The 14,969-nt window shown below is 67.1% G+C and carries 16 protein-coding genes; 8 read left to right on the top strand and 8 right to left on the bottom strand.

What is annotated here, in order from left to right; all coding sequences use genetic code 11:
* Positions 1–165: 165 nt before the first annotated feature.
* The gene (locus tag BDI24065_RS06595) at positions 166–1,077 is read right to left on the bottom strand and encodes a LysR family transcriptional regulator (RefSeq protein ID WP_011352317.1); all 912 of its coding nucleotides are present in this window, start codon (positions 1,075–1,077) and stop codon (positions 166–168) included.
* Positions 1,078–1,249: 172 nt separating this feature from the next.
* Between BDI24065_RS06595 and gcl the strand changes: the two genes are divergently transcribed.
* The 5 genes from gcl to lysM all read left to right on the top strand — a co-directional run bounded on the left by gcl (position 1,250) and on the right by lysM (position 5,750).
* On the top strand, positions 1,250–3,025 hold the full coding sequence (gene gcl, locus BDI24065_RS06590) for a glyoxylate carboligase (protein WP_175030541.1): 1,776 nt from the start codon (positions 1,250–1,252) through the stop codon (positions 3,023–3,025).
* A 43-nt stretch (positions 3,026–3,068) separates the two neighbouring features.
* On the top strand, positions 3,069–3,878 hold the full coding sequence (hyi, locus tag BDI24065_RS06585; RefSeq protein WP_011657073.1) for a hydroxypyruvate isomerase: 810 nt from the start codon (positions 3,069–3,071) through the stop codon (positions 3,876–3,878).
* A gap of 41 nt (positions 3,879–3,919) precedes the next feature.
* Positions 3,920–4,813, top strand: a complete 894-nt coding sequence (locus BDI24065_RS06580; RefSeq protein WP_175030540.1) for a 2-hydroxy-3-oxopropionate reductase — start codon at positions 3,920–3,922, stop codon at positions 4,811–4,813.
* A gap of 329 nt (positions 4,814–5,142) precedes the next feature.
* Entirely contained in the window at positions 5,143–5,268 is a 126-nt protein-coding gene (locus BDI24065_RS41345) for a hypothetical protein (RefSeq protein ID WP_256093589.1), read from the top strand.
* 11 nt (positions 5,269–5,279) lie between these two features.
* Positions 5,280–5,750, top strand: a complete 471-nt coding sequence (gene lysM, locus BDI24065_RS06575) for a peptidoglycan-binding protein LysM (RefSeq protein ID WP_011352321.1) — start codon at positions 5,280–5,282, stop codon at positions 5,748–5,750.
* 84 nt (positions 5,751–5,834) lie between these two features.
* On the opposite strand, the gene BDI24065_RS06570 is transcribed toward lysM, so the two are convergent.
* A complete protein-coding gene (locus BDI24065_RS06570) occupies positions 5,835–6,857 on the bottom strand; it encodes an asparaginase (RefSeq protein WP_175030539.1) in 1,023 nt (340 codons plus the stop codon).
* A 271-nt stretch (positions 6,858–7,128) separates the two neighbouring features.
* Here BDI24065_RS06570 and BDI24065_RS06565 point away from each other — a divergent pair, with 271 nt between their 5' ends.
* The 3 genes from BDI24065_RS06565 to BDI24065_RS06555 all read left to right on the top strand — a co-directional run bounded on the left by BDI24065_RS06565 (position 7,129) and on the right by BDI24065_RS06555 (position 8,956).
* Positions 7,129–7,419 carry a PsiF family protein gene (locus BDI24065_RS06565; protein ID WP_011352323.1) on the top strand — a complete coding sequence of 97 codons (291 nt, stop codon included), beginning with the start codon at positions 7,129–7,131 and terminating at the stop codon, positions 7,417–7,419.
* A 269-nt stretch (positions 7,420–7,688) separates the two neighbouring features.
* Entirely contained in the window at positions 7,689–8,138 is a 450-nt protein-coding gene (locus tag BDI24065_RS06560; protein ID WP_039367018.1) for a membrane protein, read from the top strand.
* Positions 8,139–8,368: 230 nt separating this feature from the next.
* Positions 8,369–8,956, top strand: coding sequence for a BPSL1445 family SYLF domain-containing lipoprotein (locus BDI24065_RS06555; RefSeq protein WP_011352325.1), 588 nt, complete (start codon positions 8,369–8,371; stop codon positions 8,954–8,956).
* Between the two features lie 105 nt (positions 8,957–9,061).
* Here BDI24065_RS06555 and BDI24065_RS06550 read toward each other — a convergent pair whose 3' ends face one another.
* The 6 genes from BDI24065_RS06550 to BDI24065_RS06525 all read right to left on the bottom strand — a co-directional run bounded on the left by BDI24065_RS06550 (position 9,062) and on the right by BDI24065_RS06525 (position 14,853).
* Positions 9,062–10,126 carry a glycosyltransferase family 4 protein gene (locus tag BDI24065_RS06550; RefSeq protein WP_175030538.1) on the bottom strand — a complete coding sequence of 355 codons (1,065 nt, stop codon included), beginning with the start codon at positions 10,124–10,126 and terminating at the stop codon, positions 9,062–9,064.
* A gap of 253 nt (positions 10,127–10,379) precedes the next feature.
* Complete coding sequence (locus tag BDI24065_RS06545) at positions 10,380–11,558, bottom strand: AAA family ATPase (protein WP_175030537.1); 1,179 nt, start codon at positions 11,556–11,558, stop codon at positions 10,380–10,382.
* Between the two features lie 23 nt (positions 11,559–11,581).
* On the bottom strand, positions 11,582–12,754 hold the full coding sequence (locus BDI24065_RS06540) for a mechanosensitive ion channel family protein (RefSeq protein WP_175030536.1): 1,173 nt from the start codon (positions 12,752–12,754) through the stop codon (positions 11,582–11,584).
* An 89-nt stretch (positions 12,755–12,843) separates the two neighbouring features.
* Positions 12,844–13,200 carry a Rap1a/Tai family immunity protein gene (locus BDI24065_RS06535; protein ID WP_006485939.1) on the bottom strand — a complete coding sequence of 119 codons (357 nt, stop codon included), beginning with the start codon at positions 13,198–13,200 and terminating at the stop codon, positions 12,844–12,846.
* 119 nt (positions 13,201–13,319) lie between these two features.
* On the bottom strand, positions 13,320–14,030 hold the full coding sequence (locus tag BDI24065_RS06530) for an ankyrin repeat domain-containing protein (RefSeq protein WP_175030535.1): 711 nt from the start codon (positions 14,028–14,030) through the stop codon (positions 13,320–13,322).
* A 43-nt stretch (positions 14,031–14,073) separates the two neighbouring features.
* Positions 14,074–14,853: a TatD family hydrolase gene (locus BDI24065_RS06525; RefSeq protein ID WP_175030534.1), complete on the bottom strand. Its 780-nt coding sequence runs from the start codon at positions 14,851–14,853 to the stop codon at positions 14,074–14,076.
* Positions 14,854–14,969 lie beyond the last annotated feature (116 nt).

Here is a 14,969-nt window from a genome sequence, read left to right as displayed (position 1 = left end):
TCCCGGCGGCCAAAGCCGCGCCCGTTCCGCGCACGACGCCCGGACAGACCGGCAACGTGCGCGCTCGATGACCTTACCGTCGTTGCGTCGAGTTTATTCCCGTGCCGTGCGCCTGAAGCGTAAAAAAGTCGCGCGGCCCCGTGGCTGGACCGCCCGCCGCGCCGGTTACGGCGTGGTGCTCCAGTAGCCGGGGCTGGCGTAAGCGGCGCGCAGGTAGTCGATGAAATACCGCACGCGCGCCGGCACATAGCGCTGCTGCGGGTAGACCGCGAGGATGTCGTAGTCGGGCAGCGCATATTCGTCGAGCACGGTCTCGAGCGCGCCCGTCTCGAGCTGCGCGGCGATTTCCCACGTCGAGCGCCAGCCGAGCCCGAGGCCTTCGGCCACCCAGCGGTGCAGCAACTCGCCGTCGTTGCAGTCGAGATTGCCGGCCACGCGCATCGTCGCGATCTTGCCGTGGCGCTGGAAATACCAGCCGCGGTTCTGCCCACCCTGCAGGTTGAACGCGAGACAGTTGTGCTTGAGCAGATCGTCGAGCGACTTCGGCCGGCCGTGCCGGCGGAAATACTCCGGCGTGCCGCACACGACGCGCCGGTTCGACGCCAGCTTCACCGCGACGAAGTTCGGATCGACGGCCCCGCCGATCCGGATCGACAGGTCGTAGCCTTCACGCACGAGATCGACGACGCGGTCGGTCAGGTTGAACGACAGCTGCATCTCGGGCTTGTCGACCAGAAAACCGGGCGCGTGCGGCGCGACGTGCTTGCGCCCGAACGCGGCCGGCGCGGACACGATCAGGTGCCCGCTGACCGCGCGCCGCCCTGCGGCCAGCTCGTTCTCGGCCTGGTCCCATTCGGACAGGAGGCCGCGGCAGCGCTCGAGGAACGCGGCCCCCTCTTCGCTGACCACCAGCCGCCGCGTCGAGCGGTACATCAGCTTCACGCCGAGACGCTTTTCGAGCGCGTCGATGCGCCGCCCGAGCACCACCGGCGACACGCCCTCCTCGAGCGCCGCCGCCGCGAGGCTGCCGGCATCGGCCACCCGCACGAACGTCTCGATCTGCTTGAAGCGATCCATCTCCCGTCTCCGTCTCTGTTCCGGCGCTGGCGGAAAGCCCCGCCCGGCCGTCATTCCATACTTTTAGTTTCGAAAAAAGCGACTTCGGCTGATCTTATCAAACCTTTCCTGCATCCCTAAAGTGTCCCCAACAGACCGATTTGCAAGATCCACCCCATTCAAGGAGACATTCATGGCCAAGATGAGAGCCGTCGACGCAGCTGTGCTCGTGCTCGAGAAGGAAGGCATCCAGACCGCGTTCGGCGTGCCGGGCGCAGCGATCAACCCGTTCTACTCCGCGATGCGCAAGTCGGGTGGCATCAGCCACGTGCTGGCACGCCACGTCGAAGGCGCATCGCACATGGCCGAAGGCTTCACGCGTGCGGCCCCGGGCAACATCGGCGTGTGCATCGGCACGTCGGGCCCCGCCGGCACCGACATGATCACCGGCCTCTACTCCGCATCGGCCGACTCGATTCCGATTCTCGCGATCACGGGCCAGGCACCGCGTGCCCGCCTGTACAAGGAAGACTTCCAGGCCGTCGACATCGAATCGATCGCGAAGCCCGTCACGAAGTGGGCCGTCACCGTGCGCGAGCCGGCGCTCGTGCCGCGCGTGTTCCAGCAGGCATTCCACCTGATGCGCTCGGGCCGTCCGGGCCCGGTGCTGGTCGACCTGCCGATCGACGTGCAGCTCGCCGAAATCGAATTCGACATCGACACGTATGAACCGCTGCCGATCTACAAGCCCGCGGCCACCCGCGCGCAGATCGAGAAGGCGCTCGCGATGCTCAACGACGCGGACAAGCCGCTGATCGTGTCGGGCGGCGGCGTGCTCAACGCGGCGGCCGAAGACCTGCTCGTCCAGTTCGCCGAAACGATCGGCGTGCCGGTGATCCCGACGCTGATGTCGTGGGGCGCGATTCCGGACGATCACCCGCTGATGGCCGGCATGGTCGGCCTGCAGACGTCGCACCGCTACGGCAACGCCACGATGCTCGCGTCCGACTTCGTGCTCGGCATCGGCAACCGCTGGGCGAACCGCCACACGGGCAGCGTCGAGGTCTATACGAAGGGCCGCAAGTTCGTGCACGTCGACATCGAGCCGACGCAGATCGGCCGCGTGTTCGGCCCGGATCTCGGCATCGTGTCGGACGCGAAGGCAGCGCTCGAGCTGTTCGTCGCGGTCGCACAGGAATGGAAGGCCGCCGGCAAGCTGAAGGACCGCAGCGCATGGGTCTCGGAATGCCAGGAACGCAAGCGCACGCTGCAGCGCAAGACGCACTTCGACAACGTGCCGGTCAAGCCGCAGCGCGTGTACGAAGAGATGAACAAGGTGTTCGGCCGCGATACGTGCTACGTCAGCACGATCGGCCTGTCGCAGATCGCCGCCGCGCAGTTCCTGCACGTGTTCAAGGCGCGTAACTGGATCAACTGCGGCCAGGCCGGCCCGCTCGGCTGGACGATCCCCGCCGCGCTCGGCGTGCGTGCAGCGGACCCGAGCCGCCCGATCGTCGCGCTGTCCGGCGACTACGACTTCCAGTTCATGATCGAGGAACTGGCAGCCGGCGCGCAATTCAAGCTGCCGTACGTGCACGTCGTCGTGAACAACTCGTACCTCGGTCTGATCCGCCAGGCACAGCGTGCGTTCGACATGGACTACTGCGTGCAGCTCGCGTTCGACAACGTGAACGCGCCGGAACTGAACGGTTATGGCGTCGACCACGTGGCCGTCGCGGAAGGCCTCGGTTGCAAGGCGCTGCGCGTGTTCAAGCCGGAAGAGATCGAGCCGGCGCTGCGTCAGGCGCAAACGCTCGCGGAAGAGTTCAGCGTGCCGGTGGTCGTCGAAGTGATCCTCGAGCGCGTGACGAACATCTCGATGGGCACCGAGATCGACGCGATCAACGAATTCGAGGATCTCGCCGAAAAGGCCGAGCACGCACCGACCGCAATCTCGATGCTCGACTGAACCGCACGACATTTTTGACTGACCGACCGAAGAGGCTTAGCTCATGCCGAAGTTTGCTGCAAACCTGACCATGCTGTTCAACGAAGTGCCGTTCCTCGACCGCTTCAAGGCGGCCGCCGACGCGGGCTTCGACGCCGTCGAGTTCCTGTTCCCGTATCCGTACGCGAAAGAGGAACTCGCCGAGCGGCTCGAGACGCATCGCCTGCGCCTCGTGCTGCACAACCTGCCCGCCGGCAACTGGGACCAGGGCGAGCGCGGCATCGCGTGCCTGCCCGATCGCGTCGGCGAGTTCCAGGAAGGTGTCGGCCGTGCGATCGAGTACGCGAAGGCGCTGAAGGTGCCGCAGCTGAACTGCCTCGTCGGCATCCCGTCGGCGAGCACGGCGCGCGACAAGACGTTCGTCACGATCGTCGACAACCTGCGCTTTGCGGCCGACGCGCTCAAGCGCGAAGGCATCCGGCTGCTCGTCGAGCCGTGCAACAGCTTCGACATCCCGGGCTTCGCGCTGAACCGCTCGTCGGAAGGGCTCGACGTGATCCGCGCGGTCGGCTCGGACAACCTGTTCCTGCAGTACGACATCTATCACATGCAGCGCATGGAAGGCGAACTGGCCGCGACGATCGAACGCAACCTCGCATCGATCGGCCACGTCCAGCTCGCGGACAACCCGGGCCGTAACGAGCCGGGCACGGGCGAGATCAACTACGCGTTCCTGTTCGCGCTGCTCGACCGGCTCGGCTATGCCGGCTACGTCGGCTGCGAGTACAAGCCCCGCACCACCACGACGGAAGGCCTCGGCTGGCTGCAAAGCGTCGCCGGCTGCGCACCGGGCTCGGCGCGTCGCGCCGCCTGAGTCACGCCCTTCCCGTTTTCAGCCCTATAGGAGACTTTCACATGGCAACCATCGGTTTCATCGGCCTCGGCATCATGGGCGCGCACATGGCGCGCAACCTGCTCAAGGGCGACCACCAGCTCGTCGTGAACGGCGCGTTCCCGATCCCGGACGACCTGCGCACGAGCGCGAAGGTCGTCGCGAACTCGACCGAAGTCGCGCAGAACGCGGACATCATCATCGCGATGGTGCCGGATACGCCGGACGTGCGTAACGTGCTGTTCGCCGAAGACGGCGTCGCGAAGGGCCTGACGGCCGGCAAGCTCGTGATCGACATGAGCTCGATCTCGCCGCTCGACACGCAGGAATTCGCGAAGCAGATCAACGCGCTCGGCTGCGACTACCTCGACGCACCGGTGTCCGGCGGCGAAGTCGGCGCGCGCGAAGCGACGCTGACGATCATGGTCGGCGGCCCGGAGCAGGCATTCGAGCGCGCGAAGCCGCTGTTCGAGAAGATGGGCAAGAACATCACGCTCGTCGGCGACAACGGCGCGGGCCAGACCTGCAAGGTCGCGAACCAGATCATCGTCGCGCTGAACATCGAAGCGGTCGGCGAAGCGCTGCTGTTCGCCGCACGTTCGGGCGCCGATCCGGAGCGCGTGCGCCAGGCGCTGATGGGCGGCTTCGCCGCATCGCGCATCCTCGAAGTGCATGGCGCGCGGATGACGAAGCGCACGTTCGATCCGGGCTTCCGCATCGAGCTGCACCAGAAGGACCTGAACCTCGCGCTCGACGGCGCACGCAAGCTCGGCCTCGCACTGCCGCACACGGCCAGCGCGCAGCAGCTGTTCAGCGTGTGTGCATCGCACGGCGGCAAGGCATGGGATCACTCGGCACTCGTGCGCGCGCTCGAGATCATGTCGAACTTCGAGATCGGCCAGACGCCGGCTGCGTAACACGGCTGCAACGATGCGCGTTTCCGCCGCGATGGCGGACGCGCGCGACAGACATACGTGACCGGTACGGCCGGTCGCATCGATGCGCGAGGCACCACGCACTCGCGCATCACGGTGGGGCGCCCCGCCCTGCACTGCCTAGCGGCATGCGGGACGGGGCGAAAAACGCCGCTCTGGGCTGAGAGCGGCGTGGTGGGGTCCGCAGCGGCACCCGGCGACGCCGGGGAAGCCTTGGTCGGTCAGACGTCGTCGTCGGGTGTCCGCCTGTCGGATTTCGCGTATTACATTTCTTTACGTTCAAGCGTGCGATTTTTCATGCAATCGTCGTCATGAACGCCTACACTTTCGCCACGCCTTTCGAGAAAACCGCCGCGCTTGCGTTCACCTCCGGTGACCGCGCCCAGCGCGGTGTTTTTTTCGCCACTTCACGGCGCGTTTTCTTTTCAACCACCTAGGGAGTGCAACGATGGGTCTTCTTTCGTTTATCAAAGAGGCGGGTGAAAAACTGCTGGGTCATGCCGATGCGCAAGCCGCGGAAGATCCGAATGCCGCAAACCAGACCGCGGCCGATGCCATCAAGAACTACATCAACACGCAAGGTCTCGATACGTCGAACCTGACCGTCGCGTTCGACGGCGCATCGCGCACCGTGACGCTGTCGGGCAGCGTCGCCGACCTCGACACGAAGGCCAAGGTCAAGGTCGCGGCCGGCAACGTGCAGGGCGTCGCGGGCGTCAACGACGACGATCTGCAACCGGACGATCCGGAAGTGCAGTACCACGACGTGAAGTCGGGCGACACGCTGTCGGCGATCGCCAAGGAAGTCTATGGCGACGCGAACAAGTACCCGGTGATCTTCGAGGCGAACAAGCCGATGCTGTCGAGCCCGGACCGGATCTACCCGGGCCAGAAGCTCGTGATTCCGCCGCAGTCCTGAGCATTCCTGCCGGACTGACTGGCACAAAAAAGGCAGGCCGATGGCCTGCCTTTTTTCATGGCGACGCGCGTATCAGTCAGCCGGTCACAGCGTATCGAACCTGCGTTGCAGTTCGTCGCGGCCATGAATGCCGTTCGCGAGCGCGAGCATCAGCAGCACGCGTGCCTTGAACGGGTTCAGCGACCCGGCGCTCACGAAGCCGAGCGCATCGTCGCTCGCAGCGCCGTTGCGCATCACGTGCCCCGACCCGACGCGCGACGCGCGAACGACCGCAACGCCCGCGTTCACCGCATCGGCCAGCGCCGCCTGCAGCGTCGCATGAATCGAGCCGTTGCCGGTGCCCGCGACGACGAGACCGCGCACGCCGGCGGCCACGAGCGCGTCGACGGCCGTACGCGTCACGCCCGCATAGCTCGCGACGACTTCGACGGGCGGCCACGCCGCGGCAATCGCCAGTTGCGTGTCGCGCGAACGCGTGACGCGGCGTGCGAATTCGACCCGGCCGTCCTGCACCCAGCCGAGTGCGCCGAGCTCCGGCGACTGGAACGCGTCGACCGCATAGGTGCTCGTCTTCACGACGTCGCGCGCGCCGTGGATCCGGTTGTTGAACGCGACCAGCACGCCCTGCCCGCGCGCGCACGGATGCGCGGCCACCGTCACCGCGTTCAGCAGGTTCAGCGGGCCGTCGGACGACAGCGCGGTCGCCGGGCGCATCGCGGCCGTCAGCACGACCGGCTTGTCGCCGTTGACGACCAGGTGCAGCGCATACGCGGTTTCCTCGAGCGTGTCGGTGCCGTGGGTGATCACGATGCCGTCGACCGCCGGGTCGGCCATCAGTGCGTCGATCCGCGCGGCGAGCGTGTTCCACAACGGCAGCGCGAGATCCTTGCTGTCGATGCTGGCGATCTGCTCGGCGTCGATGCGCGCGACGGACGCGAGCGCCGGCACCGCGTCGACCAGGAAATTGACGCCGAGCGCGCCGGCCTGGTAGCCGGCCGTGCTGGCCGCGTCGGGCGCGGCGCCGGCGATCGTGCCGCCGGTGGCGAGCACGGCGATGCGCGGCAGAGCCGCCGCGGACGAAGGGGATGCGGAATTCGGAGTGTTCATGGCCGCGATTGTAAAGGCTTGCGGCCGGGAGCCGGCAGGTTCCGGCGCGGCGGCCCAGGCCGGCCGCCGCACATCATGGTTTGTCCCGATCGTCCGGCCGCGCGTGCCGTCAACGGCCGTGGTGTCCGCAACGTTATAGAAAGTGCCGTTTTGGTGTTTTCACATTGATTTGCCATAATCGGAGCGCGCTGTGCGATGCGGCCCTATCCTCATCGCGCGGCGCTTCGTGACGGCGTCGATAACACGCAATTCACCCCATGGGAGTGTCGAAATGAAAATCCAATCGCTCGTAGCCGCAGTACTTCTCGGCGGCATGCTGGCTTCCCCCGCGTTCGCGGCGAACAGCCAGCAGGACAAGATGAAAGCCTGTAACACCCAGGCATCCGGCAAGACGGGCGACGAACGCAAGGCGTTCATGAAGGACTGCCTGTCGGCGAAACCCGCGAAAGCCATGTCGCAGCAGGAAAAGATGAAGGCGTGCAACACGCAGGCCACCGGCAAGAAAGGCGACGACCGCAAGGCGTTCATGAAGAGCTGCCTGAGCAACGCGCCGGCCGCCTGAGTTCCCGCGCTCCCGTATCGAATGCCGCGCACCGCTTCGGCGGGCGCGGCATTTTTGTTTTCGTTGCACGCGCATCGACGCGCCCCGCCCCTCGCCTCTCCCGCGCCTCCCGCCCCGCTTTCCCGCCCCGCCGTGCCGGCGTCGCCACATGGTGCGGCAATTCGCCGCGTTTTCTTCTATGATGGCTGCAACGCGGCCCATCCAAGTACAAGAAGCGCCATCGGGCCGCCCTCGAGACAGACGCGCACACGCGTCAAACGGAGGCATGGATGGCATGGAGACAACACCGCTGGTTCCGCCGCTGGCTGATCGTGATCGTATTCTGGGCCGTGCCCGTCGCGATCGTCGCCGTGCGCGAAATCCGCGAGGAAATGGCGTACAACAAGGCGGACCTGCAGCTCGCGCTGACCACCTGGCAGCTCACCGATGCGCAGCAGGCAGCCGGCGCCGCCGCGAAGTGCCACGGGGATCCTGACGAGGCGCGCGCGGCCGGCTGCCCGGCCGACGTGCTCGCCGCCAATGCGCCGCGCCAGCAGGCCGCCCGCGACGAATACGTGGTGCGCCGCAGCACGCTCGCGAGCTACCTGTGGCACGCATTCGTCGGCTACTGGGTCGTGCCGGCCGCGTTCCTGTTCGCCTGCGGCGTCGTGATCGCGCTGATCCGCCGTGCGCTGCGCCGTCCCCCGATCAAGCCGCCTGTTCCGCCCGTCACGCACTGATGCGCGCGGCAGGCGCCGCCGTCCGATCGACCACCGTGTTTCCCGCATGCCGACCCGACGTCGGCGCGCGGGCGCCGGTTCGTCCGTTGGTGCGCCGCGACATCCCCAGGCGATTTGACGCTTTTTCACGCCGCAACGAAAAGAGGCTGTAATCCGCTGTGATATAACTGCCGACGTGATCTGCTCCCTGAGCGAGACTCACTCCGAACATCATCCGATGGAGAAGAACGATGCAAAAACGGAATCTTGTGCTGAAAGCCGCCGCGGCGCTTATCGTCGGTAGCCTCGCGCTCACCGGTTGCACCACCACCCCGGACAAGCCGGACAACGCCGCAACGAACGCGTCGAAGCGCCAGGCAATCGACTCGAGCGTCGACGCCACGCTGTCGCGCATGTACTCCACGGTCAAGGGTTCGCGTGAACTCGTCGCGAAGTCGCGCGGCGTGCTCGTCTTCCCGGACGTGATCCAGGCCGGCTTCATCGTCGGCGGCCAGTCCGGCAATGGCGCACTGCGCGTCGGCGGCAGCACGGTCGGCTACTACAACACGTCGTCGCTGTCGGTCGGCCTGCAGGCCGGTGCACAGTCGAAGGCGATCGTGTTCCTGTTCATGACGCAGGAAGCGCTCGACGAATTCCGCGGCTCGGACGGCTGGGCAGCCGGCGCCGGCGCGTCGGTCGCGCTCGTGAAGATGGGCGCGAACGGCGCGGTCGACACGACCACGGCCACCGCACCGGTCCAGGTCGTCGTGCTGACGAACGCGGGCCTGATGGGCGACGTGTCGATCAACGGCACGAAGGTCTCGAAGCTGAAGATCTGACGCTCGTGCACCGCCCGTGCGCACTGCGCGCGGGCCATGCACAAACGGCGATGTCCTTGCGGGCATCGCCGTTTTTTTATCCGCGCGCGACCTGCACCCTACGCGTCAGGTCGTCGAATCGATCACCTTGAAGCGCGAGCGCTTCTGCGCGCGGATCACCGACTGGTAGACGTCGACATACTGCTGCGCCATGCGGCGGGACGTGAAACGCGCCTCGAAGCGCTGCCGCACACGCGCACGCGGCAGCAGGTGCAGCCGGTTCACGGCGGCCACCGCGCTGATTTCATCCTCGACGATGAAGCCCGACACGCCCTCGTCCACCACCTCGGGCACCGCGCCGCGATTGAACGCGATCACCGGCGTGCCGCACGACATCGCTTCGATCATCACGAGGCCGAACGGCTCCGGCCAGTCGATCGGAAACAGCAGCGCATGTGCGCCCGACAGGAATTCGGCCTTCTGGCGATCGGCGATCTCGCCGATGTATTCGACGTGCGGCAACGCGAAGAGCGGCTTGATCTCGCGCTCGAAGTATTCCTGGTCGGCCGCATCGATCTTCGCGGCGATCTTGATCGGCAGCCCGCACTGGCGGGCGATGCGGATCGCCGTGTCGACGCGCTTTTCCGGCGAGATGCGGCCGAGGAACGCGAGGTAGCGCGGCTCGACTGGCTGCGGCATGTACAGCGTATCGGGCAGCCCGTGGTAGACGGTCGTCAGCCATTTCGCCTGCGGCAGCGGCTGGCGCTGCGAGTTCGAGATCGAGATCACCGGCGCCGTGTTGAACGTGTCGAACACCGGCTGCTGCTCGGGCAGGTCGAGCCGGCCGTGCAGCGTCGTCACGTAAGGCGTTTCCTGCCGGTTGAAAACCGAGAACGAGTAGTAGTCCATGTGGAAATGGAGTACGTCGAAGTCCTTCGCGCGGCGCGCGACCGTCTCCATCAGCAGCATGTGCGGTGCGACCCGGTCGCGGATCGACGAGTCGAGCCGCAGCGCGCGCGGCCAGACCGGCTCGAGCTTCGCCCGCGTCGTCGAATCGCCGCTCGCGAACAGCGTCACATCATGGCCGAGATCGACGAGCGCCTCGGTGATGTAGGACACGACGCGCTCCGTGCCGCCATACAGCTTCGGCGGCACGGATTCGGTCAGCGGCGCGATCTGGGCAATTCTCATGGTCCACGTCTCCTGTGTCCTGTCCATTGCGGCACGGCCGGCGGGCCTTCGGGCTGTCGCGCCCCACTCGCCCCCATGCCGCGCCGGCCGGCTCGGCGCCGGGCGGATATCTCTTCATTATTCGCGATCCCGCTGCCCGGAACCGCCCGTCTTTCATTTTATGGGCGTTGTTACAGGCAGGATACATTCCGCCTGCCGGGCCGATCCGGCCCCCAACGCGACGATCACGCCCGAATTCAGGCCGCCCCGCCCGTCAGCGCGACGGCCACTTCCACGCCGGCAGGTCGCGCGTATCGGCATCGACGAGCCCCGTCGCGCCGAGCTGCTTGTCGAGCACCAGCGATTCGCAACCGGCCTCGCGCTCGAGCGTCGCGATCAGCCGCGCCGCATGCGACACAACGAGCACCTGCGAACGTTGCGCCGCCTGCGCGATCAGGCGGCCGAGCGCCGGCAGCAGATCGGGGTGCAGGCTCGTCTCCGGTTCGTTCAGCACCATCAGCGCCGGCGGCCGCGGTGTCAGCAGCGCGGCCGCGAGCAGCAGGTAACGCAGCGTGCCGTCCGACAGCTCGGCCGCCGCGAGCGGCCGCAGCAGCCCAGGCTGGCGCATCAGCACGTCGAAGCGGCCACGGCCGCCCGGATTGTCGATCTCGACCGATGCGCCGGGAAACGCGTCGTCGAGCGCCGCATCGAGTGCCGCGCCGTCGCCGATCTCGCGGATCGTCTGCAACGCGGCGGCCAGGTCGGCGCCGTCGTCCGCGAGCACCGGCGTATGGGTGCCGATGTGCGACTGCCGCGCGGGCGCCTGCGCATCGGTCCGGAAATGGTCGTAGAACCGCCACGAGCGGATCCGTTCGCGCACCGCGATCATCTCGGGTGCGCCGGTCGGATCGGCGAACTCGGTCATCATGCTGTCGAAGCTGGCCACCGGCTGCGGAATCGTCTGCCAGTCGCCCGATGCGGTGCGCGCGCGGATCTGCGCGCCCTGCCGGTCGACCAGCAGCGTCGACGGGCGGAGCAGCGCACCGCCCCAGATGCACTCGCGCTTGACCACCGGATCGAGCGAGAACTGCGTCGCGTCGTTCTTCACCGGCATGCCGAGATCGATCGAATAGCCGAAATCGTCGCAGGCGAAGCCGAGCTTCAGGCTCACGGGCCCCTTGCGCACCGTGCCCGTCACCGGCACGTCGCCATCCAGCATCGCCCGCGAGAAGCGCTCGGGGCCGGCCCACAGCGTCGACGGCAACCCGCCTTCGCGGGCGAGCGACGGGATCACGCGCCCCTGCGCGGTGTCGGCGAGCAGTCGCAGTGCGCGGTACACGCTCGACTTGCCGCTGCCGTTCGGCCCCGTGACGACGTTGAGCGCCGCGAGCGGCACGATCAGCTCGCGCAGCGAGCGGTAATTGGCGATAGCGAGCGTTTTCAGCGCGGTCATGACGATGGAGAGCGAAGCCGCTGTCAGCGGCCTTCGGCGGCTTGCGGGTCGGCCGCGGTGTTGGCCGCCGTACTGGCGGCAGGCGACCGCGCGTGCGGCCGTTCGGGATTCGGCGCGTCCGGCGCGGAATCATGCGGATACAGCTCCATCCGGCTGCGCGGCAGGCATTGCGGATAGCGGTCCTGCAGGTAGGCGATCAGGCCTTCGCGCACGCGACAGCGCAGATCCCAGCACGACGACGAATCGGCCGCGCTGACGAGCGCGCGCAACTGCATCGCTCGCTCCGTCGCGTCGGTCACCTGCAGCACCTGCACGCGGCCGTCCCACTCGGGCGCCGCATGGACGAGCCGCGCGAGTTCCTCGCGCAGCGGCGCGAGCGGCGTGCGGTAATCCACCGACAGATAGACCGTGCCGATGATTTCCGAGCTGCTGCGCGTCCAGTTCGTGAACGGGTTCTCGATGATCCACTGCAGCGGCACGACGAGGCGCCGCTGGTCCCACAGCCGCACCGACACGAACGACCCGGTGATTTCCTCGATGCGCCCCCACTCGCCCTGGATCACGACCACGTCGTCGAGCCGGATCGGCTGCGTGAGCGCGATCTGCAATCCGGCGATCAGGTTGCCGAGCACCGGGCGGGCGGCGATACCGGCGACCAGGCCCGCGACGCCGGCCGATGCCAGCAGGCTCGCGCCGACCTGGCGCACGTTCGGGAATGTCATCAGCGCGGCGCCGGTGCCGATGATCACGATCAGCACCATCACGGTCCGCACGAGCACCCTCGCCTGCGTATGGATGCGCCGGGCCTGGAGGTTGTCGGCCGTATCGATCGGATGCGCCTGGATGATGGCGTCGCCGACGCCGGCGGCGAGCCGCACCAGCAGCCACGTGAGCGACACGATGGAGCCGACCGCCGCCGCCGTGCGCATGCCGCGCACGAACGACATGCCGTCGTCGGCCTGGACCCACAGGAATTCGAGCGCCAGCAGCGCGAGCACGACGAGCGAAGGTCTGTCGATGTAGCGCAGGATCGCGCTCATCAACGGATACGGCTGCGCGATACGCTTGACGATGCGTGCGCCGAGACGGTGCACGATCGTGACGACCAGTATGACGATGACCGACACGGCCAGCGTGCCGAGCCACGAATGCAGCGGCGCATCGGTGATGCGCTGCAGTTCCTCGATTGAAATCATCGGCGCCCTTGGGTGATGAGGCGCGCACGCCTCGTCCTGGATGCGTCGGCGACGTCCGGGCGATGCGTGTGCCCGGACACGGCGTCAGATCAGTTGCCGCTCCTGCAGGGAAACGCCTTGCCGAGACCGAGCGACACCGCGGTGCTCGCGTTGTAGTCGGCCAGTTTCGGATTTTCCGCGATGTACTTGCGCACCGCGTCGGTCATCTGCTGCGCCCGGATGTCGGGCGGCAGGCAGAAATACTGGCCGACCCGCGGCCCCGTCGTGCCGCCGATCGCATCGATGGTGTTGTAGACGCCGTCGGCGGCGCCTTCGATGTAGGCCGCGCACGACGCCCGCGACTTGACGTCCGTCTTCGCGCACAGCCGGTCGAGATCAGCGCCCGTGAAAGCCGCCGCCGACAACGGCACGGCAAACGCCGCGGCACAAAACATTGCGCGCAACATGGTGTTCCTTATGTCAATGCGGCCCGAGACCGCCTGCTGCCTTGGCCGGCACGGCGCCGGGACGCCCTGCTCCGGCCGGAATCCGGCCGGGCGGGCACCGTCAGCCGCACCGAAAACCGTCATTTTGCACTCTTTTGTGCATCTGCCGGCGTCGACGCCCCGATGCGCGTCGTCCGCTTGCTCAGGATCTCGATCGCGTCCGGCGCGTTGTAGTGCTTCGCGAATTCGAGCGCGGTGATGCCGAGCTGGTTCTTCACCTGCGGATCGGCACCCTGGTCGAGCAGCAGCGTGACCGTCGACGGATGGTTGCCGCGTGCGGCCATCATCAGCGGCGTCGTGCCGTTCGGCGAGGCGGTATCGATGTACGCGTCGTGGTCGAGCAGCAGCTTCACGACCGCGTCCTGGCCGTTGGTGGCCGCGTAGTGCAGCGGCGCCCAGCCCTTCTTGCTGACTTCCGCGCCCTTGTCGATCAGCAGCTTGGCAAGACCGACGTCGCCGTTCAGCGACGCGAGCATCAGCGCGTTTTCGCCGGCCTTGTCTTCCTTCTCGAGGTCGACGTTCGGCGTCGTGGCGAGCGCCGCCGCGACCTTGTCGGACTTCTCGCGCGCGGCGATCACGATCAGCGGGTCGCCGTTCGGCGCGATCGTGTTCGGGTCGAGCTTGCCGCTCTTGAGCTGCTGGCCGATGTCGGCGATGTCGTCGAACTTGACGGCCTTGACGATCGCGTCGAGCGATTCGGCATGCGCGCCGGCTGCCGCGAACAGGCCGCTCGCGACGAGCGCGGCGGCAACGAGTGCGCGTTTCGGCAGATGGTTGGTCGGCTTCGTCATTGTTGTGGGCTCCTTCCCTGGGTTGTCGGCTGCGCGCACGTCGTTAGCGGGCGATCTTGAACAGCCGGAAAAAGTTCTGCGTCGTCGCATCGGCGAGCGCCTCGACGGCGATCCCGCGCTCGGATGCGATAAAGCGTCCGACATGGCTGACGTACGCAGGTTCATTCGGCTTGCCGCGATACGGCACCGGCGCGAGGTACGGCGAGTCGGTTTCGATCAGCAGCCGGTCGAGCGGCACGCGCCGCGCGACGTCCTGCACGTCGGTCGCGTTCTTGAACGTGACGATGCCCGACAGCGAGATATGAAAGTTCTGCGCGAGCGCCTGCTCGGCCACCGGCCACGGCTCGGTGAAGCAGTGCATCACGCCGCCCGGCACGTCCGCACGCTCCTCGGCCATGATCCGCAGCGTGTCTTCCGACGACGAGCGCGTGTGGATGATCAGCGGCTTCATCGTCGCGGTCGCCGCGCGGATATGCGTGCGAAAGCGTTCGCGCTGCCATTCCATGTCGGCGATCGAGCGGCCTTCGAGACGGTAGTAGTCGAGGCCCGTTTCGCCGATCGCGACGACCTTCGGGTGCGCGGCCAGCTCGACGAGCTCCGCGAGCGTCGGCTCGTGCATGTCCTCGTGATCGGGATGCACGCCGACGGACGCATAGACATTGTCGTGCGCGTCCGCGATCGCCAGGACGTCGGGCAGCGTCTCGAAATCGACGGACACGCACAGCGCGTGCGTGACGTCGTGCTCTCGCATGTTCTCGAGAACGGCCGGCAGGCGGTCGGCCAGGCCCTTGAAATTGATATGGCAGTGAGAGTCGACGAACATCGTGTTTCCTGAATACGTAAGGCGTGCGCTCATGCGCGCGCCGGCATGCGGCAACGGGCGGCGTTCGCGGGCCGGACGGCCACGGTCGCGTCGCGGCGTGAGCCGATCATCGTTTC

Origin of the sequence: Burkholderia lata (assembly GCF_902499025.1) — a bacterium.
Classification (GTDB): domain Bacteria; phylum Pseudomonadota; class Gammaproteobacteria; order Burkholderiales; family Burkholderiaceae; genus Burkholderia; species Burkholderia lata_C.
Note: the sequence above shows the minus strand (reverse complement) of the source record. Positions and strands in the feature narration are given on the sequence as shown.